The organism is Serratia sp. C2(1), from assembly GCF_036352655.1.
GTDB classification, from domain to species: domain Bacteria; phylum Pseudomonadota; class Gammaproteobacteria; order Enterobacterales; family Enterobacteriaceae; genus Serratia; species Serratia inhibens.
In genome coordinates this window covers 1,855,548-1,880,288 of sequence record NZ_JAZFBA010000001.1, presented here as the reverse complement: position 1 = coordinate 1,880,288, position 24,741 = coordinate 1,855,548, and the positions used below count along the sequence as shown (strand labels likewise).

At 54.2% G+C, this 24,741-nt stretch carries 26 protein-coding genes; 11 read left to right on the top strand and 15 right to left on the bottom strand.

Annotation, left to right across the window (positions count from 1 at the left end):
- Nucleotides 1–10 precede the first annotated feature (10 nt).
- Complete coding sequence (locus tag V2S86_RS08720) at nucleotides 11–307, top strand: I78 family peptidase inhibitor (RefSeq protein ID WP_330762091.1); 297 nt, start codon at nucleotides 11–13, stop codon at nucleotides 305–307.
- Between the two features lie 75 nt (nucleotides 308–382).
- Here the strand turns inward: V2S86_RS08720 and cfa are convergent, their stop codons facing one another.
- The gene (gene cfa / locus V2S86_RS08715) at nucleotides 383–1,534 is read right to left on the bottom strand and encodes a cyclopropane fatty acyl phospholipid synthase (protein WP_330762090.1); all 1,152 of its coding nucleotides are present in this window, start codon (nucleotides 1,532–1,534) and stop codon (nucleotides 383–385) included.
- Between the two features lie 343 nt (nucleotides 1,535–1,877).
- Nucleotides 1,878–3,086, bottom strand: a complete 1,209-nt coding sequence (punC, locus tag V2S86_RS08710; protein ID WP_330762089.1) for a purine nucleoside transporter PunC — start codon at nucleotides 3,084–3,086, stop codon at nucleotides 1,878–1,880.
- 123 nt (nucleotides 3,087–3,209) lie between these two features.
- Here punC and punR point away from each other — a divergent pair, with 123 nt between their 5' ends.
- Complete coding sequence (punR, locus tag V2S86_RS08705) at nucleotides 3,210–4,172, top strand: DNA-binding transcriptional activator PunR (RefSeq protein ID WP_330762088.1); 963 nt, start codon at nucleotides 3,210–3,212, stop codon at nucleotides 4,170–4,172.
- Here the strand turns inward: punR and purR are convergent.
- Entirely contained in the window at nucleotides 4,153–5,178 is a 1,026-nt protein-coding gene (gene purR / locus V2S86_RS08700; protein WP_065506178.1) for an HTH-type transcriptional repressor PurR, read from the bottom strand. The two genes, punR and purR, sit on opposite strands and share 20 nt — an antisense overlap.
- 323 nt (nucleotides 5,179–5,501) lie before the next feature.
- Between purR and cydH the strand changes: the two genes are divergently transcribed.
- Nucleotides 5,502–5,591: a cytochrome bd-I oxidase subunit CydH gene (gene cydH, locus V2S86_RS08695; protein WP_004943739.1), complete on the top strand. Its 90-nt coding sequence runs from the start codon at nucleotides 5,502–5,504 to the stop codon at nucleotides 5,589–5,591.
- Between the two features lie 215 nt (nucleotides 5,592–5,806).
- Here the strand turns inward: cydH and V2S86_RS08690 are convergent, their stop codons facing one another.
- Nucleotides 5,807–6,625: a C40 family peptidase gene (locus V2S86_RS08690; RefSeq protein ID WP_330762087.1), complete on the bottom strand. Its 819-nt coding sequence runs from the start codon at nucleotides 6,623–6,625 to the stop codon at nucleotides 5,807–5,809.
- A gap of 414 nt (nucleotides 6,626–7,039) precedes the next feature.
- Here V2S86_RS08690 and V2S86_RS08685 point away from each other — a divergent pair, with 414 nt between their 5' ends.
- Nucleotides 7,040–7,384 carry a Grx4 family monothiol glutaredoxin gene (locus V2S86_RS08685; protein WP_013812676.1) on the top strand — a complete coding sequence of 115 codons (345 nt, stop codon included), beginning with the start codon at nucleotides 7,040–7,042 and terminating at the stop codon, nucleotides 7,382–7,384.
- A 71-nt stretch (nucleotides 7,385–7,455) separates the two neighbouring features.
- Here the strand turns inward: V2S86_RS08685 and rnt are convergent, their stop codons facing one another.
- Together rnt and gloA are read right to left on the bottom strand one after the other, a co-directional pair.
- Nucleotides 7,456–8,136 carry a ribonuclease T gene (gene rnt, locus V2S86_RS08680; protein ID WP_330762086.1) on the bottom strand — a complete coding sequence of 227 codons (681 nt, stop codon included), beginning with the start codon at nucleotides 8,134–8,136 and terminating at the stop codon, nucleotides 7,456–7,458.
- A gap of 79 nt (nucleotides 8,137–8,215) precedes the next feature.
- Nucleotides 8,216–8,623 carry a lactoylglutathione lyase gene (gene gloA, locus V2S86_RS08675; RefSeq protein ID WP_004943750.1) on the bottom strand — a complete coding sequence of 136 codons (408 nt, stop codon included), beginning with the start codon at nucleotides 8,621–8,623 and terminating at the stop codon, nucleotides 8,216–8,218.
- Between the two features lie 323 nt (nucleotides 8,624–8,946).
- Here gloA and idi point away from each other — a divergent pair, with 323 nt between their 5' ends.
- Nucleotides 8,947–9,486: an isopentenyl-diphosphate Delta-isomerase gene (gene idi / locus V2S86_RS08670; protein ID WP_330762085.1), complete on the top strand. Its 540-nt coding sequence runs from the start codon at nucleotides 8,947–8,949 to the stop codon at nucleotides 9,484–9,486.
- Between the two features lie 109 nt (nucleotides 9,487–9,595).
- On the opposite strand, the gene V2S86_RS08665 is transcribed toward idi, so the two are convergent.
- The 4 genes from V2S86_RS08665 to V2S86_RS08650 all read right to left on the bottom strand — a co-directional run bounded on the left by V2S86_RS08665 (nucleotide 9,596) and on the right by V2S86_RS08650 (nucleotide 13,939).
- Nucleotides 9,596–10,693, bottom strand: a complete 1,098-nt coding sequence (locus V2S86_RS08665) for an alkene reductase (protein WP_330762084.1) — start codon at nucleotides 10,691–10,693, stop codon at nucleotides 9,596–9,598.
- Nucleotides 10,694–10,783: 90 nt separating this feature from the next.
- A complete protein-coding gene (locus V2S86_RS08660; RefSeq protein ID WP_330762083.1) occupies nucleotides 10,784–11,404 on the bottom strand; it encodes a TetR/AcrR family transcriptional regulator in 621 nt (206 codons plus the stop codon).
- A gap of 103 nt (nucleotides 11,405–11,507) precedes the next feature.
- The gene (gene eptA / locus V2S86_RS08655) at nucleotides 11,508–13,145 is read right to left on the bottom strand and encodes a phosphoethanolamine transferase EptA (RefSeq protein WP_330762082.1); all 1,638 of its coding nucleotides are present in this window, start codon (nucleotides 13,143–13,145) and stop codon (nucleotides 11,508–11,510) included.
- Nucleotides 13,146–13,297: 152 nt separating this feature from the next.
- A complete protein-coding gene (locus V2S86_RS08650; RefSeq protein ID WP_330762081.1) occupies nucleotides 13,298–13,939 on the bottom strand; it encodes an NAD(P)-dependent oxidoreductase in 642 nt (213 codons plus the stop codon).
- Between the two features lie 140 nt (nucleotides 13,940–14,079).
- Between V2S86_RS08650 and V2S86_RS08645 the strand changes: the two genes are divergently transcribed.
- The 3 genes from V2S86_RS08645 to V2S86_RS08635 all read left to right on the top strand — a co-directional run bounded on the left by V2S86_RS08645 (nucleotide 14,080) and on the right by V2S86_RS08635 (nucleotide 16,266).
- Nucleotides 14,080–15,009, top strand: a complete 930-nt coding sequence (locus V2S86_RS08645) for a LysR substrate-binding domain-containing protein (RefSeq protein ID WP_330762080.1) — start codon at nucleotides 14,080–14,082, stop codon at nucleotides 15,007–15,009.
- 21 nt (nucleotides 15,010–15,030) lie between these two features.
- The gene (locus V2S86_RS08640; RefSeq protein ID WP_013812685.1) at nucleotides 15,031–15,270 is read left to right on the top strand and encodes a DUF1289 domain-containing protein; all 240 of its coding nucleotides are present in this window, start codon (nucleotides 15,031–15,033) and stop codon (nucleotides 15,268–15,270) included.
- Nucleotides 15,271–15,369: 99 nt separating this feature from the next.
- Complete coding sequence (locus tag V2S86_RS08635) at nucleotides 15,370–16,266, top strand: aldo/keto reductase (RefSeq protein ID WP_330762079.1); 897 nt, start codon at nucleotides 15,370–15,372, stop codon at nucleotides 16,264–16,266.
- 58 nt (nucleotides 16,267–16,324) lie between these two features.
- Here the strand turns inward: V2S86_RS08635 and V2S86_RS08630 are convergent, their stop codons facing one another.
- Nucleotides 16,325–18,169: a polyurethane esterase gene (locus V2S86_RS08630; protein ID WP_330762078.1), complete on the bottom strand. Its 1,845-nt coding sequence runs from the start codon at nucleotides 18,167–18,169 to the stop codon at nucleotides 16,325–16,327.
- Between the two features lie 241 nt (nucleotides 18,170–18,410).
- Between V2S86_RS08630 and sodC the strand changes: the two genes are divergently transcribed.
- A complete protein-coding gene (gene sodC / locus V2S86_RS08625) occupies nucleotides 18,411–18,935 on the top strand; it encodes a superoxide dismutase [Cu-Zn] SodC (protein WP_330762077.1) in 525 nt (174 codons plus the stop codon).
- A gap of 6 nt (nucleotides 18,936–18,941) precedes the next feature.
- On the opposite strand, the gene V2S86_RS08620 is transcribed toward sodC, so the two are convergent.
- Genes V2S86_RS08620 through V2S86_RS08610 form a run of 3 tightly spaced genes read right to left on the bottom strand, consistent with a single transcriptional unit; the run spans nucleotide 18,942 to nucleotide 22,082 of the window.
- A complete protein-coding gene (locus V2S86_RS08620; protein WP_330762076.1) occupies nucleotides 18,942–20,975 on the bottom strand; it encodes an FUSC family protein in 2,034 nt (677 codons plus the stop codon).
- Between the two features lie 9 nt (nucleotides 20,976–20,984).
- Nucleotides 20,985–21,842 (bottom strand): HlyD family secretion protein, encoded by an 858-nt coding sequence (locus tag V2S86_RS08615; RefSeq protein ID WP_330762075.1) that lies wholly within the window; start codon nucleotides 21,840–21,842, stop codon nucleotides 20,985–20,987.
- A gap of 3 nt (nucleotides 21,843–21,845) precedes the next feature.
- A complete protein-coding gene (locus tag V2S86_RS08610; protein WP_330762074.1) occupies nucleotides 21,846–22,082 on the bottom strand; it encodes a DUF1656 domain-containing protein in 237 nt (78 codons plus the stop codon).
- 180 nt (nucleotides 22,083–22,262) lie between these two features.
- Here V2S86_RS08610 and slyA point away from each other — a divergent pair, with 180 nt between their 5' ends.
- Nucleotides 22,263–22,697: a transcriptional regulator SlyA gene (gene slyA, locus V2S86_RS08605; protein ID WP_212559616.1), complete on the top strand. Its 435-nt coding sequence runs from the start codon at nucleotides 22,263–22,265 to the stop codon at nucleotides 22,695–22,697.
- Nucleotides 22,698–22,783: 86 nt separating this feature from the next.
- Here the strand turns inward: slyA and V2S86_RS08600 are convergent, their stop codons facing one another.
- On the bottom strand, nucleotides 22,784–23,248 hold the full coding sequence (locus V2S86_RS08600) for a glycine zipper 2TM domain-containing protein (protein WP_166728786.1): 465 nt from the start codon (nucleotides 23,246–23,248) through the stop codon (nucleotides 22,784–22,786).
- 365 nt (nucleotides 23,249–23,613) lie between these two features.
- Between V2S86_RS08600 and anmK the strand changes: the two genes are divergently transcribed.
- Nucleotides 23,614–24,735, top strand: coding sequence for an anhydro-N-acetylmuramic acid kinase (gene anmK / locus V2S86_RS08595; protein WP_330762073.1), 1,122 nt, complete (start codon nucleotides 23,614–23,616; stop codon nucleotides 24,733–24,735).
- Nucleotides 24,736–24,741 lie beyond the last annotated feature (6 nt).

Here is a 24,741-nt window from a genome sequence, read left to right as displayed (position 1 = left end):
GAGTAACCGCGTGAAGTTTTATCGGAAAACGTTAATGTTAACGGCGCTGCTGGCGCTCAGTGCCTGTAGCAGTTCACCTGAGCAGGGCGCGGCCAATCAGGCCGTTGATGCAGAAAATGATACCTGCGGTGCAGCGCAATACCAGAGTTACGTCGGTAAACCGATGTCGGCTTTGGAAGGTGTTCAGATTGAATCTCAGGTACGCGCTATTCCGTACAATTCGGCCGTTACTATGGACTTTAACCTGCGTCGTCTGAACTTCCTGGGTGACAGCGATGATAAAATCATTCGGGTTTATTGCGGCTGATCAATCATTGGTTAACGAATAATAGAAAACGACCCCGGCGAAAACCGGGGTCGTTTCGTTAGGGCGTGGCATTAATCAGCGCGGGACGCGGATACCGCCTTCAATGCCTTTCGGGCTAAGGACTACCTGCCATAATTGAATATCGCGCGCACGGAATGCCCCTGCGCAGGCATTCAGGTAATAGCTGAACATGCGTTCGAAACGTTCTGAATAACGTTGGGCCAGCTGCGGCCAGGCCTGCCTGAAGCGCTCATACCAGACCATCAGCGTACGATCATAATCGGCGCCAATATTATGCCAATCTTCCATCACGAAACGCCCCTCGCTGGCTTTGGCTATATGCGTGATTGAAGGCAGGCAACCATTCGGGAAGATATATTTGTTGATCCACGGGTCAACATTCATATCTGTCCGATTCGAGCCAATGGTATGCAGCAGGAAAAGGCCGTCCGGTTTTAAATTACGCTCTACCACCTTGAAGTAGGTGCGATAATTTTTGGGGCCAACGTGCTCAAACATGCCGACGGAGGCAATGCGATCAAACTGTTGGTGCAGATCGCGATAGTCCTTTAGCAGGATTTCAACGTCCAGCCCGGCGCAGCGTTCCTGCGCCAGCTTTTGCTGCTCGGCGGAGATGGTTACGCCCACAACGGAAACGCCATAGTTTTTCGCGGCAAAGGCGGAGAGGCCGCCCCAACCGCAGCCGATATCCAGCAGTTTCATGCCTGGTTGCAGCTGCAGTTTCTCGCAAATCATTCGCAGCTTGGCCTCCTGGGCTTCTTCGAGCGTGGTCGCCTCTTTCCAATAGGCACAGGAATATTGCATATAGGGATCGAGCATCAGCGTAAAAAGATCGTTTCCCAGATCGTAATGTTCTTTACCGACAATCCAGGCGCGTTTCTTCGATTGCAAATTGGTTAATCGCGCGGCGGCAATACGCAGAGTGTCTTTCAAATGGTGGGGGAGTTTCTTTTCAAGGCCGGCGCTGACAACGCGTTGGAAGAATATATCCAGCCGTTCGCATTCCCACCAGCCGTCCATATAACTTTCGCCCAGGCCGAGAGAACCGTCCTGCAGCACGCGTTTAAAAAAATTAGGGTTTTTAACCTGAATATCGAAAGGGCGTGAGCCGTTTATTTCAATACCGGCCATGCTGAGCATTTCATGAGCGATACGGTACCATGGGTTGTCCTGGATGCTCACATCTTCTATACACGATGAACTCATAGCTTCTCCATCACCTTCTTCTGACTTATGACCCACCAGAAAATAGCTTAGACAATTTCTGTGGGTGCATACCTTTACCTACGGTGAAAAGTCACCGCGGCGTCTGATATCCGACTATGAACAGAGGAAAATTTTAAGAAGACTCCAGCGCAATAGGCACGGGATAAACAAATCCTTAAAAAAAGTGTGACGCCTTACGCGTACACAACAGCTACTTGTGATAACAAGATTATAAAAGTGTTATTTTAAAAGGTCGTTTTGAGTATAGGCTTGCCGAGGCGCAGGCTCAACCGTAAATCGCACTCGGCAAAAATATTCTTTAAGTGATTATTAACTATGATAATTATGACGCAGAGTTAGCATGTTCCTGTTGCACCCCCTGTGCATCGTCAATCACTTTTCCTCGTTGCAACATATAGCCCAACGCGGCTAAGACGACCGTTGAAACCATCACCGTTACCGTCGCCAACAGCGGTTGGGCTATAAAGGCCGAAACCAATAGGCTGGCGACAAAGCACAAACCCAACTGCAATGTATTTTGCAGGGCTGCGGCTTTGCCTGTGCCTTCAGGGAAGGGCATCAACGCATTCGCCACTACGATCGGGTAGCAGGCTCCGTTGACTAGCGCCATCAGACAGAATGGAATCAACAATGTGGTCAGCGTAGGTTCGGTCATTGTTGCCACCAGATATAACGCCACCATGCTGATGCCATAACCTACCAGCAGCCACGGCAGCAGGGTGTTGCCATTAATGCGATTTAACGCCGTACGGCAACCGTAACCGCCTAACAAGAATGCCAGCGTCTGTGGGACATAGCTCAGGCCAATATCATTGGGGCTGTAACCCATATCGCCAAGAATAAACGGCGAGCCGGTCAGCCAGGCAAAAAAACCGGCAGAGCAGGCGGCAAAGATGGTGACGTTCCCGCTGAATACCGGCGATTTCAGCAGTTGGAAGAAGCTCAGGGTGCTTTTGGGCTGGGCAGATGGCGCGCTTTTGGCGCTTTCCTTCAGCAACAGCGTCGGTAGCAGCAAAATGACGGTGATACCCAGTAGAACGGCGAAAATTGCCCGCCATCCCAGGTGGTTCAGCAACCAGGCGCCTACCAAGGGTGCCAGCGCAGGTGAAAGTGCGACCAGCGGCATAATGGTGGCGAATACGCGATTGGCCTTGCCTTCACGGTAGCGGTCAATGACCAACGCCTGCCAGGTGACGGCGGCTGAGCACACACCGATTGCCTGAATAAAGCGCAATGACCACAACTGGACGGCATTCTGCACCCACAGCATGCCGAGGCAGCCCAGGGCAAACAACGCCAGGCCAATCAGCAGCACGGGTTTACGGCCCAAATTATCGGAGAGCGGCCCCCAGAGCAGTTGAGCAAAGGCAAAACCGGCCAGGAAAATGCTCAGGCTGGCGCTGATTGCGCCGGCGGAAATTTGCAGATCTTGCTGCATGACGCCAAAAGCGGGCAGATACATGTCGGTGGCCAGGTAACCCAGCATGCTCAGGCCGGCAAGATAGAACATAAAACCAAAGGAATTTCGCATGGTATTTCTCATTAATATTTTATTGTCGCAGGTTTTTAGCGCCGGCAAGTGTATCCGGCTGGATCTCTGCTTGTGAAACGGTAATATTTGCGAAGTGCTGTTAAAAAAATTGAAGGCAAAACCATGTGGTCTGAATATTCTCTTGATGTAGTGGACGCGGTCGCTCGCACCGGCAGCTTCAGTGCGGCGGCGCAGGAACTGCACCGGGTGCCTTCGGCAGTGAGCTATACCGTGCGGCAACTGGAGCAATGGTTGGCGGTGCCGCTATTTGAGCGGCGTCATCGTGATGTAGAACTGACACCGGCCGGCGTGCTGTTTATTCAGGAGGCGCGTGGTGTCATCAAAAAAATGCTCGACACTCGCAGGCAGTGCCAGCAGGTGGCCAATGGTTGGCGCGGCCAATTGAAAATTGCGGTGGATATCATCGTCAAGCCGCAGCGCAGCCGCCGGCTGGTATTGGATTTTTATCGTCATTTCCCCGATGTTGAGTTGCTGATCCAGCCGGAAGTATTTAACGGCGTGTGGGATGCGTTGGTGGACGGCCGCGCCGATATGGCGATCGGCGCTACGCGAGCGGTGCCTGTCGGCGGCGGTTTTGCCTTTCGTGACATGGGCGATATGCGCTGGTTGTGTGTCGCCGGCCCGCAGCATCCATTGGCGGCGTTGGATGGCCTGCTGAACGATGATCAGCTCCGGCCTTTCCCTTCCCTGTGTCTGGAGGATACCTCGCGCAATCTGCCCAAACGGGTTACCTGGACGCTGGATAACCAGCGGCGGTTGGTGGTGCCGGATTGGGCATCTGCGGTGGATTGCTTGTGCGCCGGTTTGTGCGTCGGCATGATGCCTGCGCATCAGGTGCTGCCGTTGGTGCAGCGCGGTGAGTTGGTGGCGCTGCAACTGCAACAGCCATTTCCCGCCAGCCCCTGCTGCCTGACCTGGCAGCAGAATACCCCATCGCCGGCGATGGCCTGGCTGCTGGACTACCTGGGGGACAGTGAAACCTTGAATCAGGAATGGCTGAGCGAAGTGACGCCGGAAACCGCCCAGGCTCCCGGCGACGGTGTGACTAGCGGCGGTAATCGATGAAGGGGCCGTCGGCGACCGAGCGGCGTTCAACCAGCTTAGGATGCACTTCAATGACCTGCGACTCTTCACGCTTGCTGATGATGCGATCCAGCAGCATGGTGAACGCCATCTCGCCCAAACGCTCTTTGGGCTGATGGATCGTCGTCAGCGCCGGGGTGAAATAGCGCGCGTTGCGCACGTTATCGTAGCCGATAACTGAAATATCCTGCGGTACGCGCAGCCCCAGCTCATCGGCGGCGCAGATAGCGCCCATCGCCATAATGTCGCCGCCGCAGAATACCGCCGTTGGACGTTGTTTCTGCGACAATATCTGATGCATGGCCTTGTAGCCGGATTCCGGTTCGAAGTCGCCCTGAACAATCCACTCGTCGCGCACCTCGATATTGGCTTCTTCCATGGCTTTCAAAAAGCCCTGATGGCGGCCGCCGCCGGTATTGCGCGCCAATTGGCCCGGAATGGCGCCAATATCGCGGTGCCCGCGCTCGATCAGATAGCGGCCGGCCAGATAACCGCCTTCGAAGGCGTTGTCGATAATGGTATCGGTAAAATCGCCGCGTGCTGCGCCCCAGTCCATGACCACCATCGGGATGTTACGGTAATCTTCCAGCATCCCCAGCAATTGATCCGGGTATTCAGAGCACATCACCAGCAGGCCATCGACGCGTTTTTGCGCCAGCATCGCCAGATAAGCGCGTTGCTTGTCCAGGTTGTTGTGCGAATTGCACAGGATCAGCGTATAGCCTTTGCTGTAGCAGCTGTTTTCCACCGCCTCGATCACTTCGGCGAAATAGGGCGCTTCGCTGGAGGTGGCCAGCAGACCAATAGATTTGGTGTGATTGACCTTCAGGCTGCGCGCCACGGCGCTGGGAGAATAGTGCAGCTCTTTGATCGCGGCCCCAACGGCCGCTTTGGTCTCTTCGGCGACGAAACGAGTCTTATTGATGACGTGCGAAACGGTGGTGGTGGAAACGCCAGCGCGTTTGGCCACATCTTTAATCGTTGCCATGTAAAGAATGACTCCTGAGCTCACATGTTGCAGCATGTAAGTGTGATGTTAATCGTTTGCCTGCGTAGATCCTTCTTCCAAATAAGCGAAACTGAGTTTTTAGTGTGTTGAAGTCGTCAGCGCTTGGTCAGGAGGGGCATTTTGCCGGTACGCAGTTGTGAACTGCGAATTTTGTCCCATATTGAGCCAAAGTGGAAGAGGTAATCAGTATTATAAACCGGGAAATGATAACAAGATTTTATTGCCTAACTGTGGGAAAATGGTTTGACGCATTAATTGTGTGCCTTTTATCCTTGGGAAAACCCGTCTGAAAAGGAGTTGTAATGGATACCGATCTGAAAATGTCACTGTTCACTACTGTGTGCGCGCTGGCCGTTATTATCGCTTTTAGCTTCACTGCGGCGTTGAACTGATCCCCGGTTGTAATACAGGCGCAGCCTGCTGCGCCTGTTCGCGTTTCCTGCCATTACGTCATATTTTTTCACAAGCACCCAACTACACCCATGCCTGGAAATTTTTCATGCGGTTGGCTAACGCGTTGTCAGAGCGCGGCGAAAGCACCGAAGGACAGAACGATTGCCGTAGCTTGCGTGGAGTGCGGCCGGGGGAGTACCAGCCGCGGGGGATATTATCGAATGGTTTTCGGCGTTACCACACGGCGTGCGCCAATGTAGTGGTTTTGCCAGTAGTCGTTGTCCAGTTGGCTGATACGGATTTCCTCGCCCGTACGCGGTGACTGAATGAATTTGCCGTTGCCCAGATAGACGCCGACATGATCGGCCACGCCGCGGTTGTTGATGCGGAAGAACACCAGGTCACCGCTTTCCAGCTCGTTTTTCTTGATCGGCGCTGCGTCGCGCAGGTGATACATCTCGTTGGCGGTGCGCGGCATCTTGATTTTCACGACGTCTTTATAGGCGTAATAAATCAGGCCGCTGCAGTCGAAACCGGTTCTTGGCGAAGTCCCGCCCCAGCGATAAGGTTTGCCCATTTGATCCATCAGCTTGGCCATGGCGGTTTGCTTGGCGTGCTGATAGCGCTTTTTGTGCGCCGGGCTGAGTTTCAGTGGCTTATCGTCACGTACCAATTTGGCGGTGGCCATACCGGCTTCCCGATGGCGGCCATAGCCTTTTTTGTAGCCCTTTTTAGGTGGGGTTACTTTGATTTTGGCTATTTTCTGGGTTGAGTGTTTCGATTTGGCGCTAACGATCTTTTTAGCGGTTTTTTCTGTTTTGGCTTTGGAAACCTTGGTAGTTTTTTGCGGTGCAGTAACTTTCACTTTTTTGCTGGTCTTTGCCGCTTTCTTTTTCTTGCGGTCATCCGGCCGAGCTTCATTAACGTGGCTCTTGCGCTGCTCGGCGGCAACACGTGCCTGTGGCGCAGCGTGCGCCAGATTTAAGAATAGCTGTGTAAACAACAGCACAAAAAGCGTAAGAATTAAACGCATGTCGACGTTACCAACCTTGGCCCCGGAACAGATATCGAAAGAATGACAGTATTCCCCAATTTCGCCATATAAAACAGCGAAGAACTCATAAATGATAATCCATATTGTGAGAAAACGTTAACGGCTTTTTTTTTGCTGAAAAATCAATCCATTGATGTATAAAAAATCACCTTTTGCCGCTGGCGGAATTATTAAAGGGCACTGAACGGCGGAAAAATATATTAGTGAAATGGTCGGATTAAAAATGTTATTCTGAGCGTATGTTTTAACCGGAATGGCCTTGCCGGTGAGACGCGATTGGCAACGGGGGAATGCCCTTGCAAAAGATGGCGTTTTCTTGCGACTGTTCCAGCCGCTACAATAGCCAGTGTGATGCATGTTGTAGCCATGAGATGTGGCTTGAGGAAGCAATAAATGACGACGATTGAAAAAATTCAACAGCAGATCGGTGAAAACCCTATTCTGCTGTACATGAAAGGTTCACCGAAACTGCCAAACTGCGGTTTCTCTGCGCAAGCGGTACAGGCGCTGTCTGCCTGTGGCGAACGCTTTGCCTACGTTGATATTCTGCAGAACCCGGATATCCGTTCCGAGTTGCCGAAATATGCCAACTGGCCGACTTTCCCGCAGTTGTGGGTAGACGGTGAGCTGGTCGGCGGCTGCGATATCATTATTGAAATGTATCAGCGCGGCGAACTGCAGCAGCTGATCAAAGAAACGGCAGAGAAGTATAAAGAGCAAGAAGACCAGCAGCCATAACGGCCCGGGTTTATTGCAAGAAGAGATCGGGCGGCGCCAGTGCAAACTGGGCCGCCCGATTTATTTGTAGCTTAGTCGATATTACCGATGGCCAGCGGCCATCCGCCAAGGCGTTTCCAGCGGTTAACCAGCTCGCAGAACAGTTGAGCGGTTTGTTCGGTGTCATACAGGGCCGAATGCGCCTGGGTGCTGTCGAACGGAATATCGGCGGCAATACAGGCTTTGGCCAATACGGTTTGCCCCAACACCAGCCCGCTCAGCGCTGCGGTGTCAAAGGTGGCGAACGGGTGGAAAGGGTTGCGCTTCAGGCTTGCGCGCTCTGCTGCGGCCATCAGAAAGCTGTGATCAAAGTTGGCGTTGTGCGCCACGATAATGGCCCGGTTACAGCCGCGATCCTTGATGCCTTTACGCACCGCTTTAAAAATGGTGTGCAATGCATCGTATTCACTGACTGCGCCGCGCAGCGGGTTATGCGGATCGATACCGTTGAATGCCAGCGCTTCGGGTTGCAGGTTGGCGCCTTCAAAAGGCTCAACGTGAAAGTGCAGGGTTTCATCCTGCTGCAACCAGCCTTCTTCGTCCATTTTTAGCGTAACGGCGGCAATCTCCAGCAGCGCGTCGGTTTTGGCATTAAATCCGGCGGTTTCTATATCTATCACTACGGGATAAAACCCACGAAAACGACCACTCAGGGCGTTAAGATCACTTTTTTCGGCCATCAGTTTCTTATCTTCATCGAATACAGCGCGCATTATGGCAAATTTTACGCCCGGTTGCAGGCGGTTATCGCAGGCATAACAAGAAGGGCGCCGAAAGCGCCCCTTATCGTTCTCAGTGGCCGAGACCCTGACCGGCATGTTTGTTCTCGATCAGTTCGATCTTGTAGCCGTCCGGATCTTCGACAAAGGCGATAATCGTGGTGCCGCCTTTGACCGGACCTGCTTCACGGCTCACTTTACCGCCGGCGTTACGAATGCTGTCGCAGGTGGCAGCCACATCGTCGACGCCCAACGCCAGATGGCCGAACGCGGTGCCCATCTCGTAGCTGTCGGTGCCCCAGTTATAGGTCAGCTCAATCACTGCGCCTTCGCTTTCATCGGTATAACCGACAAAGGCCAACGAGTATTTGTATTCAGGGTTCTCGCTGGTGCGCAGCAGGCGCATGCCTAATACCTTGGTATAGAAGTCGATGGAGCGTTGCAGGTCACCGACGCGGATCATGGTATGGAGTAAGCGCATAATTCCTCTGATTGGGTGTGCCGTCATCAACGGCGAATGGATTGAAGCCAATCCAGTATAGCGTTGCCGTATAAGGGATTTCAATGTATCGACGCGGCTAAGGTATGAGGATAATGGTGACATTGTCACTGTTGCATCGACTATGCTGATGATAAACGCACAGTCTGCTGTCGTTAGAATCAGGGAAATAAGTACTATAACCACCTCAAGGGAGTGCGTGGCCTGAAAGCAAGTCAGGGTTGAATCGCGTCAATTGATAAATTTGGGTCTGGTTAGATTTCTTATCGGTACGAAGTTATCGCCCTTGCCGAAGGAGGCCATTAATGGATGAAATGCTGATTCTGGTTGATGCCGATGATAATTCCATCGGTTCGCAAACAAAAACGCGGATACATCAGCAGGGGCTGTTGCATCGGGCGTTTTCAATTTTTATCTTCGATAGCCTGGGCCGTTTACTGCTGCAACAGCGAGCTTTCAGTAAATATCATTCGGGTGGGTTATGGACCAACAGCTGCTGTGGCCACCCGCGTTGGGGAGAGGCGACGGCAGCAGCGGCGCAGCGTCGGTTGCAGGAGGAGATGGGGTTCAGCAGCGAGTTGCAGCAGGTCTCCAGCTTCATTTATCGGTCAGAGGTGCCGGGCGACTTAATTGAACACGAGTTCGATCATATTTATGTGGGATTATTTGATGGACAACCTCAGGGGGATCCTGCAGAAGCCCATAGCTGGCTGTGGATGGATATTCAGCAATTAACGGATGAGATAAAACGGAACCCAGATAGCTTTACCGTTTGGTTTCGGGAAATAATGAATACTGTCGATGCCGATGAGATCGCGCGTTGGGCGAGGTTGGTGACCCATTAGTTTCACTCGCATTGTTCGACAGATAGCTATCCTTACCCGCTTCAGCGGCTTTGCCGATAAACAGCAAAAGCCCGCCGGCATTCGCACACCGGCGGGCTTTTTATCTTACTTACAGCGTCGGATAATCGGTGTAGCCTTCGGCGCCGCCGCCATAGAAGGTTTCCGCCTGCGGTTCGTTCAGCGGTGCGTTCTGTTTGAAACGTTCGACCAGATCGGGGTTGGCGATATAGCTGCGGCCAAAGGCCACCGCATCGATAAAGCCTTTGTTGATCAGCTCTTCGGCTTTCTCGGCGGTGTAGGCACCTGCACCGACAATCACCCCTTTAAAGCGGGCGCGTACTGAATCGCGGAAGGCGTCGGAATAAGGTTTGCCACCTGCCCAGTCCGGTTCGGAAATGTGCAGGAAAGCGATGTTGCGCTTATTCAACTCTTCGACCAGATACAGCGCCGCTTCTTCCTGATCTTCACCGTTATCCAGGCCATTGAACGGGCCCAACGGCGAAATGCGGATGCCGATATGCTCTGAACCCCATTCAGCGATGGTGGCATCGACCACTTCCAGCGTCAGGCGTGTGCGGTTTTCGATGTTGCCGCCGTACTGATCGGTGCGCTGGTTGGAGGCTGGCGACATGAACTGATGCAGCAGATAACCGTGGGCCGCATGCAGTTCGATAAAGTCGAAACCGGCCTCGCGCGCGTTGGCAGCCGCCTGGCGGAAATCGTTAACAATGCCCGGGATCTCTTCGGTTTCCAGCGCGCGCGGAGTAGAGGTTGGAACCCGTACCCAGGCGCCGGTTTCGTCGCGCACGGTGGTGCGGGTGTCGGCATTGATCGCAGAAGGGGCTACCGGTGCCTGTTGGCCCGGTTGCAGGCTGTTGTGGGAGATGCGGCCCACATGCCACAACTGAACGGCGATATGGCCGTTTTTATCGTGGACGGCCTGAGTGATTTTTTTCCACGCGGCGATCTGCTCTGGGGTATGTAGCCCCGGAGCGCCGGCATAGCCTTTCGCCTGGAAAGAAATCTGGGTGGCTTCGGTCACGATCAGACCGGCGCTGGCGCGCTGGGCATAATATTCCGCCATTAACGGCGTAGGGATATCGCCAGGCTCAATGCTGCGCAGGCGCGTCAGCGGGGCCATAAACACGCGGTTTGGCAAAGTTGCAGAGCCAACCTTCAGCGGGGAGAACAATTTTTCAATCTTCATAGTGCATCCTATATTAATAGACCGGTCGACTAGTGCTGGTTAAACAGCTGCCCAACAGGGTAATTTTTCGGTAAAACTCGGGTGTTGCGTTTACGGCTGCGGCGGGCGCAACAGCAATTCAATACTTTCCAGCGCGCTGGTCAGCGGGGCGACCGAACGGCGGATTTTGGCACGCAGCGAGGCGCCAAGCCACAGTGAGTACAGCGTTTCTGCGGTGGCCGCCGGGCTCATGGTTATAGACAGCGAACCTTCGCGGATGCCGCGCTCGATGGCGTCCTGCAGGTGGCCAATCACCCGTGCGGTGCCGGTTTCCAGCGCGTGGCGCATGGGTTCCGACAGGTCGCTCACTTCGGCTGAGAGTTTCACCGCCAAACAGGCGTTATGGCATTCGCTGCGGCAATGGAAGCTGATCGCCTGGGCATAATAGCTCAGCAGTTGGTGGCGAGCGTCGCTTTTATCGTCGCTAAACAGCCGTTGCATTTCAAGATCGTAGTGTTCGAAATAACGCTGCAGCATGCCTTCGCCGAAGGCTTCCTTCGAGCGGAAATAATGATAGAACGAGCCTTTCGGCACTCCCGCCGTGGTTAACAGTTCGCTCAGCCCCATGCCGGTAAAACCCAGGCGCAGGCTAAGTGTCTCGCCGGTAGCGAGCAGATGTTCACGGGTATCTACAGGGCAATGTGCATGTTTCGTCATAATGGGGATAAGCATAATAGACCGATTGGTCTAGGTCAATAACAATAAAAAAACCGGCGCAAAAACGCCGGTTACGAAGAGCGGTATTTTGCCCGAGCAGGGGGCCGAAGTTAAGCCTTTATGCTCCGCTGCGGCAATGCTGCAAAATATCCAGTTGCGGCTGATACTCGCGAGTTTGTACGTTTAGCATACCGAGCAGGGTATGGAACAGATTATCTTGCGAGATCTCATCCTTTTCGGCCATGTTGCTCAGGCACTGGCGGTCAACCTTGAAGTTGCGTTCATAGTCGGCGGACATCCACATCAGAAAAGGAACGTGGGTCTGCTGGCTTGGGGCAAACACGTAAGGCGTGCCGTGCAGGTACATGCCATTTTCACCCAGGGATTCGCCGTGATCTGAGAGGTATACCAGCGCGGTATTGAATTTGTCGCTGTGTTGTTGCAGCAATTTGATGGTGTCGTCCAGCATGGCGTCGGTATACAGCAGTGAGTTGTCATAGGTATTCACCAACTGATCATGGGTGCAATCCTGGATCTGGTTGCTGTTGCAGGTTGGCGAATACTTCCGGAACTCGGGCGTGCTGCGGCGGAAATAGGCCGGCCCGTGGCTGCCCATCTGGTGCAACACGATCACGCTATCGTCTTTCAGGCCGTTGATATAGTCATTCAGTTTATACAGCAGCACGTTATCCATACAGACGTCACCGTCGCAATCCTGCGGCAGTTTCAGCTTGGTCATATCGACGTGCGGCACGCGATCACAGGCACCTTTGCACCCGCCGTCGTTCTCGCGCCACAGAACGTTGACACCGGCATGCGCCAGTACGTCGAGCATGCCTTCCTGGTGGGTTGCCAGGGTGGCGTCGTAATCCTTGCGCGGCATATTGGAAAACATGCAGGGGACAGAGATGGCGGTTTCGGTGCCGCAGGAACTGGCATTTTTAAAGTACACAACGTTGTCTTGCTTGAGACGCGGGTTGGTTTCACGCCCGTAGTCGCCCAACGAAAAGTTCTCGGCGCGGGCGGTTTCACCCACGACCAGGATCACCAGCGTTTTCTTTTGCTGCCCGGCGATCAGCGGCCCTTTACGCGCATCTTCGCCGATTTTCACCAACGGCAGGTTACGGGTAAAATAGCGCTGCTGGGTAAACTTGATGGTGCCGGAAACGAAGTTCGATGGCGTCAGCATTTTCACCACGCTTTTGTTATTGCGGATCAACGAGGCGTAATCCTTATAAAACAGCGTGGCGATAATCAGTACCACCACCACCGAGAGCATCACGTTGGCGGCGCGTAGCCCGGCCATATACCACCACGGACGGGTTTTGCGGATGTCGGTAAAGCACACCAACACCGCAGGCAAGATGCCAAGCAGCGCCAGCCACAACCCCATGCGTGGCGTCAATAGCGCCGTCGCTTCTTGCGGATTGGTTTCGAAGGCGTTTTGCATCATGTTGCCGTCGATAACGATGCCGTAGCTGAACATAAAATAGTTGGCGGCCGCGCTGCCGAGCAGGAAGAAAATCATCAGCGGTTTGCGCAGGAAAGGCACGGTCAATACGCTGAAAATAATGTTCAGCGCGCAGAAAATCACCACCGGCATGGTGGCGGCGAAGATCAGGTTGTGGACGCTATCGAAATTGATATACGACCAGGCCTTATGCAGGAATAACGCATTCTGGAACAGAGTGAAAAACAAGGCGCTGGCGAGGATAAACCCCAGGCTGTTGCACTGTAAGCGTTGACGTAACCACATTGCCGAATCTGAATCCTGATAATGAGTAATGCGCTGAAATTTACAGGATGAAACTTAAGAAAGCCTTAGAGATTCAGAATGGTGGCAGGTTCGTTTACTTTTTGTTTAATTTACAGTCGCCAGACCGCGTGGATCGCGGTCTGGCGGGGCGTTTAGTAAGCGGCGGTAAACTGCGCTTTAATAAACTGCGGTTTTTCGATCTCATCGATAATGGCTACCGACAAATCTTCTACTGAGATGCCGGCCGGCGCCTGGCCATTCATCAGTAACTGGGTGGTGCCGAGGCGGAACTGGCCGGTGCGTTTGCCGGGTTCCAGCAACGCGGCAGGGGAAAGATAGGTCCAGTCCAGTGGCGAGCCTTTACGCAGTTTGTTGCGTAGGTCACGCACGGCCTGCGCGCCCGGGCGGATATTTTCCGGGAACTGCGGGGTGTCTACCAGTTCAACGCCCGGCGCGACCTCCAGGCTGCCGGCACCGCCGACCACCAAAAGGCGTTTAACGCCGGCCTTTTCCACTGCGTTCAGGATTTTCTGCGCGCCGGTGATGGTTTTTTCGTACAGATTATCTTCCGCCCAGCCTGGGTTATAGGCGCTGATCACCGCGTCCTGGCCCGCCAACTGTTTCGCCAGCCATTCGGTATCGGCGATGTCACCCAGCGCTACGGTCAGGTTGGCGTTGTCCGGCAAGTCCTTGGCCTGGCGTGCAATCGCCGTCACCTGCAAGCCGCGCGCCAGCGCTTCGTCCACCACGCGGCGGCCAACAAAACCGGTTGCTCCAATAATGGCTACTTTCATTGTTTGCTCCTGTCAGGAATAGGGTCTGTCTGCGGGTTCAGGCCGGTTTGACCTGAGACGTTGGATATACTCTAGTACTTAACAATAGACCTGATTAGTGCCATATTCATGCTTTCTTGATTAAGTAAAACTTCATAATCGTGGATAAACTGAATCGAATGGCGGTATTCGCCACCGTGGTGGCGGAAGGATCGCTGGCCGGCGCGGCCCGGCGACTGGGCATGACGCCATCGGCGGTCAGCCAGCATATGCGTTCGCTGGAAAAAGCGCTCGGCGTGCCGTTATTGCACCGCTCCACGCGGCGATTGGCGCTCACTGAAGCGGGCGCGGCGTTCTATCCCGGCTGCGAAGCGATGTTGTTTCAGGCGCAGCAAGCGGAACAGCGGCTGGCGGAATTGCGCGACACTCTGGTGGGGGAACTGCGTATCGCCACCACGGTCGGTATTGGCGGTCGCCCGCTGGCGGAGGCGATGGCGCCGCTGTTGCAAGCGCACCCTAAACTGACGCTGCGCGTACTGGCGAACGATCGGATCGTCGACATGATTGAGCAGCGAATCGATATCGCGCTGCGGGTCAACCGCCAACTGGCGGATGCGAATATGATCGCCCATCCGCTGGCCGAGTGGCCGATGGTGCTTTGCGCCGCGCCGCGTTATCTCAGCCAGCACGGGGTACCGGAGACGCCGCAGGATTTGATGCAACACCGCTGGATTTCGGGTATTTACAGCGGCGCATATCTGGATTTGCACCACCTGAGTGGGCAGCAGCTTAAATTACGGCTGGCGGAAGGGCAGATCGTCAGCGACAGCATGACTGTCATGCGTGCCTTTACTCGCAGCGGCCTCGGGATCTCGGTTCAGCCGCTGAATGAAATCGAGGACGAATTGCAGCGTGGGGAACTTATCCCTCTGATGCCGGAATGGCGGCCCGCGCCGCTGCGGCTGCATGCGCTGACGCTGGAAAGGGCGATGCCCGAGAAAAATCGGCAGGCGTTGCGCTATTTGCGCGACTATTTTCGCCGCCATACCGAAAAGTCACTTGCCAGCGGCGCTAATGGCGTCTTCAATTAGCAAGAGAATGCAGGAGGACGTGTGCCGCAGCAGCTTGAGTTTTTCGACATCCCCAGCCCGTGCCGCGGCATTTGCCAGGCCGATGAGCGCGGTTTCTGCCGTGGCTGCCTGCGCAGTCGCGAAGAGCGTTTTGGCTGGATGCAAATGAGCGACGCGCAAAAACGCGACGTGCTGCGCCTGTGCCATCAACGCTTCCTGCGCCTGCAGCGCGCCAATAAACAGCCTGATGAACCGCAACCGGAACAGCCGTCGCTGTTCTGAGCCTTTCCTGATCTGCCGCACGTTAACGAGGCTTTCCGCTTCCCACGCTCTTATCCGCTTGTGTATGCTGGCATTAAACAATGTCATGAGGTTTTAACGATGGTAAACCGTATTCAACTCGCGCCGCAGGGGCCTGAATTTTCCCGCATGATTTGCGGATACTGGCGTTTGATGGAGTGGGGCATGACGCCGCAACAACTGCTGGCGTTTATCGAACAGCATATCGAACTGGGTGTTACCACCGTCGACCACGCGGACATTTATGGCGGCTATGCCTGCGAACAGGCGTTCGGCGAGGCAATGCGTCTCAAACCTTCGCTGCGTCAGTCGATGGAACTGGTGTCTAAATGCGGGATCGCCACTACTGCCAAGCCCGGTAACCCTATCGGCCATTACAACACCGATCGTGATCATATTGTGCACAGCGCCGAACGTTCACTGGAGCTTCTGCATACCGACTATCTGGATCTGCTGCTGATTCATCGCCCGGATCCGCTGATGGAGGCCGATGAAGTGGCGGAGGCCTTTGTTGCCCTGCACAAAAGCGGCAAGGTGCGCCATTTTGGCGTTTCCAACTTCACGCCGGCACAGTTTACGTTGCTGCAATCGCGCCTGCCGTTCTCGCTGGTCACCAATCAGGTTGAGATTTCACCGATCCATCAGCCGGCCATTCTGGATGGCACCCTGGATCAGTGTCAGCAATTGCGCATCAAGCCGATGGCCTGGTCTTGTCTGGGCGGTGGTCGCTTGTTCAGCGCCGCAGAGTTCCAGCCGCTGCGTGATGAATTGCAGGCGGTGGCGCAGGAAATCGGCGCCGAAACTATTGAGCAGGTGGTGTACGCCTGGGTCATGCGCCTGCCGTCTGCGCCGCTGCCGATTATCGGCTCCGGCAAGATTGAGCGCGTGTGTTCGGCGCTGAAAGCACAGGAACTGACGCTGAACCGCCAACAGTGGTTCCGCATCCGCAAGGCGGCGCTGGGTTACGACGTGCCTTAAGCATTAGCCAACCTCGCCATTGGAAAAGCCGGGCCTGTGGAGAGCCCGGCTTTTTATTTTAAGCCAACACTACCTGACTATCGTTGAGGTTTTCGAAGCTTACGCCGATCAGCGTCACTTTATTTTCGCCGAAGGCCAACGTCAACCCGTCAGATTGTTGCGAAACATAATCGTGGAAATCGCCGCTGGCGCCCTGAGTCCCCAGAAAGACCAGCTTGTCGGAGGTGCCAAAGTTGTACACCTTATCGCTGCCGAAATCTCCGCTGAACAGGAAGGTATTGTTACTGCCGACGCTCTGCAGCGTATCGTTGCCGTTACCGCCGACAAACGTCAGATTGCCGCTGCCGTGGCCAAATAACTGGTCATCGCCACCTTTGCCAAACAACCAACTGTCGCTGGCTCCGGCGTGCAGGGTATCGGCGCCGTCGCTGCCATTGGATGACGCGGCGTAGGCCTCGAGGTTGGAGCCTGATGTCAACCCGGCATCGGTCACCTGATGGTCTACTTCTTTGGGGAAGAGCAATAACGAGGTTTCTTTAGTGCGCAAGGTGCCGATATCGCTTGCCAGAGTAATTCCGCCTGTGGCGTCACGCAGATAAAGCGTATTGCCATCGTAAGCCACTTCGGTTTTCTTCAATGCCTGCTGCAAGTCCAGCGTGTTATTTCCCTCGCCGCCGGAAATAATGTTAAACCCGCCGCCGTCGCGGAAAGTGTCATTGCCGGCACGCCCCTCGAGATAATCGTTGCCGGTGCCGCCCTTGATTAAGTCATTGCCGTCACTGCCAATAATAAAGGTCGGTCCACTGTGCTTCTCGGCGTTGCGGTTCAAATCCTCCACCCAGGTATTACCTCGGGTGACATCAGAGAGGTTGGAAACGATCACCGTCGAGTCTTTATTGCTCAGGGAGTAAAACTCTGAATTCAGCACCCGCATTAGCCCGTCTTGATAAAAGAACGGCAAATGGGACAACCAGGTCGGGATATCCAGAATGGAGAAAGGCAAGATATTCCAGGCGGCAGAGGCGTAATGATCGTTAAAATTAACGATATTATTGGTGGCGGATCCCTGTGGCGCATCATGGACGCCTAAAGATGCCGGCGTTAGTGTGGTGCCATCCAGCGCGCGAAATACCGGATCGTTTTCGTAACCAATATTAATGACTTTGCCGCCTGTTTCATATTGCGTTGGCGAGGCGAACGCCACGTAGTTGGATTGCGAGTAGAAACCCTGCCAGTTATCGTCGCTGAGCGCTGCCATGCTGTTCACCGCCAGCCCGCCCAGGCTGTGGCCACTGATGGTAATATCATCGCCGCTCAGGCCATGCGCCTGGGCGAACTCAGCCACATCGCCCAGTAACGTGCCGAAAGCTTTCAGGCTGTAATTGTCGGCATAGCCTTCGGGTCCAAAGCCTGCCAGCACGTCGTTGATCAGATCGCCGATACTGTCGGTAATTAATGACTCGCGCGGCCCGCTGGTACCGCGAAAGGCAATGCCAATCGAGATAAGGTTGCCCGTGCTGTCATATTTTCCCAGTACCTCCGCTTGTGCGGTAGTGTAACCCAGGCTCTCGCCGTAATAGGTGCCGCGGGCATCCGTTTTGCCCTGGTAGCCTAATTGGTTAGCGCTGATTAGGGTCCAGCCGGCGTTATTAACCGCTGCCAACGCTGCTTTTTCCGAATCGGGATTCCAGGGAATGCCCGGCAGTCCGCCCTGCGATTGAGTGCTGCCAATCAGGGCGGTAACCAGCGTAAACGGCAAGCCCAATCCAAAGCCGCTGTGGTGATAACCTTCGTCAAAACCATTATCGATATTGTGATATGCGTACGTGGAGATCGCCAAGGCATCAGAAAATAATGTTTTTGATTGCGCATCATCGAGATCTTGGTAGTTGAATATGCCCATATCAGTTCCTTATGAGTTTGCTGCATTGGCTTGTTTAATCAGCAAATAGCACTGGCAGCGATTGTAGGTGAACAGAACAAACCGAACGACAACTGGTCGGATGACCACGGGCGGTAAAATTATTATTAATGCGAAGTATTAATAATGCGAATCTTATCGTCAGATTTGTCCCCATTCTGAGCGGCGACCTCATCCGTTACCCTATACTCAAGGTTCACAGATATTTCATGGAGAGTGATTGATGAAACATTATTGGTATGCGGCCTTTGGCCTGATGGCCTGTGGAGTCGCGCAGGCGGCAACGGTGGATGTTGACATGAATCTGGTGACCGGACAGGGAATTGGTCAAGAAATTGGCAAAGTCACGATCAGCGAAACGCCTTACGGCCTGCTGTTTACCCCTCAGTTAAAAGCCTTGCCTGCAGGCGTGCACGGTTTTCATGTGCACGAGAACGGCAGTTGCGAGCCGGGTATGAAAGAGGGCAAGGCGGTAGCGGCGTTGGCGGCGGGGGGGCATTTTGATCCGCAAAAAACCGGCAAGCACCTTGGCCCCTACGCAGACGGCCATTTGGGCGATCTGCCGGCCATTTATGTCACGGCAGACGGTATGGCCAGCGATCCGGTGTTGGCACCGAGACTGAAAAAAATCAGCGAAATAACCGGCAAAGCGCTCATGGTACATGCCGGTGGCGACAACCATTCCGACCATCCGAAACCCTTGGGGGGCGGGGGCGAGCGTTTCGCCTGCGGTGTGATTAAGGGATAACCGGGTTTAACGGGCGGCGGATGTTGTCGCCGCGTTGTCAGGCGGGGTGATTGCCTGCTGCAACTGTTGCAACGAACAGTAAAGCCGCCAAATCAATCCGGCAAGATCGCGCGCCGCCTGTTCCGGGTGGTGCGCTAACGCATTGCTCATGCGCAGCAGTTCCAGCAGTGTGGCGTCCAGAGAACGATGCTGTACGCCTTTCTCGGTCATAATGTCCCGTAGACAGTGAATGCAGACGTCACGCACCGCCGAGAGCGGATCGGAGCGTGTTTGCCAGTCACGCAATTGCCAAACGATATGGCTGCAGTTGAGCAGCACCACGCCCCAGCGCAATAACCAGCTGCGCGCCTCCTGATCCTGGCTTTGATTCAACTGACTGATGCGGTGATAAATCAGAGATTCAAACTGGCTCTCGCTCTGCTGCGGTTTTTGGCTCAGTTGATCGCTAAAGTCGCGTCGCAGAGCGCGAATAATACGCCGACTTTTACGCTTGTCGGAACTGGGCCGCAGGATCTGGAATGCCAAACCGGCAAACAATACCCCGACAATCTTGCCGATATTGTTGTTGATAAACGACTGATAATCGTAACTTGGTGGGTTGGTGACGGTGAGAAAAGAACCCATAAATACGATCAGTTGCCCCCATAGCGCGGCGTAGGGCGGATTTTGCAGTTTGATCATCTGCAGGGTGACCAGAATGGGGAACAGGAAGGCGCAGAATACCCAAAAATCGTCAATTTGGATCATCAGGCCGAATTTCACCACAAAGCAGGCGACCGAAAGCAGCAGTACCGCTTTCAACAAGGTGGTAATGCTATTGATCGGCGAAGGGGTGGAAGAATAGAGCACACAACTGATGGCGGTTAACGTCAGCGCCGAGCTGCCTGCATCCCACTGGGTGTTTATCCAGTAAGCGCAGCCGATGATAATGCACAAAAAGGTGCGCAGGCCGTTATAGGCCGCTTCGTAACTGTCGGTATGACGCGCCAGAGAGGTCACGTGAGGGGGCTGGATATCGCTGACCGGCGTGACGCTTTCCACTCTTTGCAACCAGCGAACGCAGCGCAAGTACAGCCAGCAGAAATGGCGTAGCCGCAGCCAGAAGGCGCGGTGGCGGTAATCTGTCGGATCCTGAGGCGCTATCTGCTGCAGGATACGCGCCAGCCGGTATTTATCGGTTGCGGGATCGCGCAGCTCAGTCAGCAATTGATCCAGGACGGCTGCCAGATTGGCCGGGCGATCCGGCCAGTTGAGCAACATGCGGCGCAGGCTGGAGATCACGCTGGTAAGGCGCAGCTGCTGGTGCAGCATATAGTTGAGCACGTTATTTTGCCGCCGCAGTCGGTAGTGGCTCCAGAACGCCTGAATACGCAGCAGGTTCATGGTCAGGATCTGGCTGATAACACCCTCATGCGACGTGCGCATTTGAGCGGTGATTTCCGGTTGCCACAGCATGGCGGCATGTTCCAACAGCCGCAGGTGCATACGTCTTAACGAAGTCAGCAGGGTTTCACCGTCAGAGGTGCTGGGCAGGATCATCATCATTACGCCGCCGCACAGAATACCGGTGATGACCTCGCAGACGCGCGCTTGAGCGATATCAAAGATCTGCTGAGTATCGGTGACGTTGACCGTGCCGAAGGCAATAATGGCGGCGGTATAGCCTGCCAGTGCAAACGCATAGGAAACGTTGTTCTGATAATGGTTGGAAATGTAAGTGCACAAACCGATCCAGGCGGCGATAAATAGGGTGAACAGCCAGGGATCGTTCAGGCAATGGCCGGCAATGGCCACTGATGCGGCGGCACCGATCAGGCTGCCGATAACGCGCCCGATGCTTTTGCTGATGACGCCGCCGACGGTGGGGAAACTGACCACCGCCGCGGAGGTCAACGCCCAATAAGGCTCGTCGAGATTGAGGACGAACGCCACCCACAATGACAGACACATGGCCAGCGAGTTGCGCAGCGCATAGCGCCACTGACCGCCGGTAGCCTTACCCCAGGGAGTACGGTTCCATTCCAAAAAGGGCAGATTCACTGGTTAGCCTTACTGATGAATGGCGATGGTGCAGGTGGTGCCCGCCACTAAGGGCAGATCGGCGGGCACATTCAGCAGTTTTATCCGTACCGGCACGCGCTGCGCCAAACGTACCCAGGGAACGTTGGGTTTCACGTCCATTAATAAATCGCTGCTGCTGTCGACGCTTTGATCGTTAATGGCGCGGCCAATGCTCTCCACTTGGCCCTGCAGAGGAATGTTGCCATTATATAAAACGATGTCCGCTTTATTGCCTTCTTTTATATGCTTGAGCTTGGTTTCTTCAAAATAACCGAGCACGTAAAATGAGTGTGCGTCGACCAGCGCAACCAACGGCGTGCCGGCGCTGGCATAGTTCCCAACTCGTGCTTGCAAATTAGTGATATAGCCATCGACAGGCGCGTACATTTTAGTTTTACTTAAATTCCATTTAGCCTGTTTCAGATTAGCCTTGGCGGCGTTATACGCGGCTTTCATTGCCTGTGCAGCTAAATTTGACTCGTCCATATTTTCGGCAGAAATAACGTTTTTTGGCAGGCTGCGGCGACGTGCCGCCTCATGCTCCGCTTTGGCCAGATCGGACTGCGCTTTTGCCAGCGCGGCTTCGGCATTGTCCAGCGCAATCTGGTATGGCACCGGGTCGAGAGTAAAAATCAGACTTCCCGCAGGTATGAACTGATTGTCATGTACGGTTATTTTCTCTAATCTTCCAGAAACTTCTGGTGTGATATTGACGAGCTCGGCGCGCACCTTTCCATCACGGGTCCACGGGGATTGCATATAATAATTCCATAACCACCAACCGGCGCATAGGGCAATGGCGCAGACGATTACCGTAGAGAAATATTTTAACGTTTTATGCGTCATGAGTTACCAACTCGCTAAAATCCATAAGGAGCCACTGACGGCGATGACGAAAATAGACAAATCCATCAACATGGGATGCCAAATTTCGCCGGAATAAATCCAGTCTCGCAACAGGCGGTGTGCCAGTAGCCATAAAACTGACCCGAGCAAAAAAGCTTTAAATATCGGTGGAAAATAGAGTGAGGCGCCGAGCACCAAATCGGGCAGAGGGGAGGTGGCGTGAAGCCATGAACTATTCACATTAACAATCCCTACTAGTGAATATGTTAAATATTTGCGTAAAGGATAAACAATAACTGACCAAAACGGTGGCTATTTCTACAAAATACATTATATACATTTGTGTTTTTAATGTGAGTTACTCAGAATGGTCTAAGCTTTGGATAGTTATATTAGCATGCTAATTATAAGGAGGGGGAAGTGGAGTCATCATTAGGTTCAGATTTAGCACGATTAGTTCGTGTTTGGCGCGCGCTTATCGATCATCGGCTTAAGCCGTTGGCGCTCACGCAAACACACTGGGTCACCTTGCACAATATCAATCGCCTACCGCCGGAGCAGTCGCAGATTCAACTGGCCAAGGCAATCGGCATTGAACAACCTTCGCTGGTTCGCACGCTGGACCAACTGGAAGAGAAGGGGCTTATTACTCGCCACACTTGCGCTAACGATCGGCGTGCAAAGCGTATCAAGTTGACTGAAGCGGCCGATCCCATCATCAGGGAAGTGGACAGCGTTATCAGCTCTACGCGCGGTGAGATTTTGAGTGGCATTACCACGGATGAAGTGCAGTTGTTGGTAGGTTTGATTGGCAAGCTGGAACAAAACATCTCTGAATTGCAAAATAAACAATAATAACGTTATCTTTATTTGATTAGATTTCACAGCATCGGAAATGAAACCGGAGGCCTTGGCCTCCGGTTTTACCTTCCAGCTTCCGCTTACAGCGGGGAGACGGTAATGGTGTCGCCAGTGCGCGCCATACGCACACGTTGACCTACGCTGAACTTGGTTGCGCCAGCCTTCTGAACCACCACGATGTTCTCTTTCTGGTCGGTCTTGATTTCCAACTCATAACCCGTGGTGCGGCCTGCCAGCTCACCGACGCTGTTGCCCGCAACGCCGCCGGCTACTGCGCCCGCTGCGGTTGCCAGGGTACGGCCGGTGCCGCCACCTACGGTGTTACCCAGCAAGCCGCCAAGTACCGCACCGCCGATCGCCCCAATGGTATTCGAACTGTCGCTGCCCTGGATCTTGACTGGACGGACAGAAACCAGCGTACCGTAAGTCACGGTCTGAACCTGTTTGGCCTGCGAGGATGAATAGACATCGCCGGACATGGATTCATTGGCGCATCCTGCCAGCGTAACTGCGGCGACGGCAACGACGAGAAGACGCTTGATCATATAAAACTCCTGTTGTGGTAGTCCATAACCTGGGAAACCTTTCCAGGCCCAGATTCAGTGAAAATAATAGACAAAGTATGGCGCAAACACACGTACATCACCATGCCCGTCACTGCACGCAGCTTAACTTTACTCTGTTCAACCAATAATAAACGGTGGTTTAGCTTTATGACAGGGCCGGAACAAATTCCGTTACGGGTTGAGCCGCAGTTTAGCCACTTTTATCACCCTGGCTAACCGCTAAAAACAGGCGCATCGCTCACAGAGGTGAAAAAAGACATCATAATTCATGGCGTTAATGGTCTAATTCTGGTTTATTTATCTGTTGAAAGTTTGCTTCCCCGTGCGGGTTAAAGGATGTTGCTATGAAGTCAGGCCGCTATATAGGTGTTATGTCTGGCACCAGTCTGGATGGCGTCGATGTGGTGCTTGCCGCAATCGACGGACGAATGGTCGCGCAGCAGGCCAGTTACAGCCACCCGATGCCAATCCAACTTAAGCAAGACATTCTCGGTATGTGCCAGGGCCAGCAGACCACGCTTTCTGCGGTGGGCCGCCTGGACGCGCAGCTTGGGACGTTGTTTGGCGAGGCGGTGCTTGGCTTGCTGAAACAAACCGGCATGTCGGCGCACGACATCACCGCGATTGGTTGTCATGGCCAGACGGTATGGCATGAACCTGAAGGCGCTGCACGTTTCTCGATGCAACTGGGCGATAACAATCGCATTGCCGCCTTGACCGATATCACTACCGTCGGCGATTTCCGCCGTCGCGATATGGCTTACGGCGGCCAGGGTGCCCCGCTGGTGCCGGCATTTCATCAGGCGCTGTTGGCGCATCAGGTAGAGCGCCGTATGGTGCTCAATATTGGCGGCATTGCCAACCTTTCGCTGTTGTTGCCAGGCGCGCCGGTGCGTGGTTTCGATACCGGGCCGGGCAATATGCTGATGGATGCCTGGGTATGGCGCCATCGTTCGCAACCTTACGACAAAGACGGCGCATGGGCGATGGAGGGGCGCGTCTGCCTGCCGTTGCTGCAACAGATGTTGGCCGATCCTTACTTTGCGCTGCCTGCGCCGAAAAGCACCGGCCGCGAGTATTTCAATGCCGCTTGGCTGGAGCGTCAGCTCTCGGGCTTGCAGTCAGTCAGCCCCGTTGATGTGCAAACCACTTTGGCGGAACTGACGGCGACCAGCATTTGCGAGCAGGTACAGTTGGCGGGTGGTTGTGAACGTTTGCTGGTGTGTGGCGGCGGGGCGCGCAACCTGCTGCTGATGGCGCGGATGTCCGCGCTACTGCCGGGAACCGAAGTGTGTCTGACCGATGATTTCGGCATCAGCGGTGACGACATGGAGGCGCTGGCCTTTGCCTGGCTGGCGTTTCGCACCCTGTCCGGACAGGCCGGCAATCTGCCGTCGGTCACCGGTGCCAGCCGTGAAACCCTGCTGGGTGGGATTTATCCGGTTTTGCCTTTAGGGACCCTTTAGCTCTGT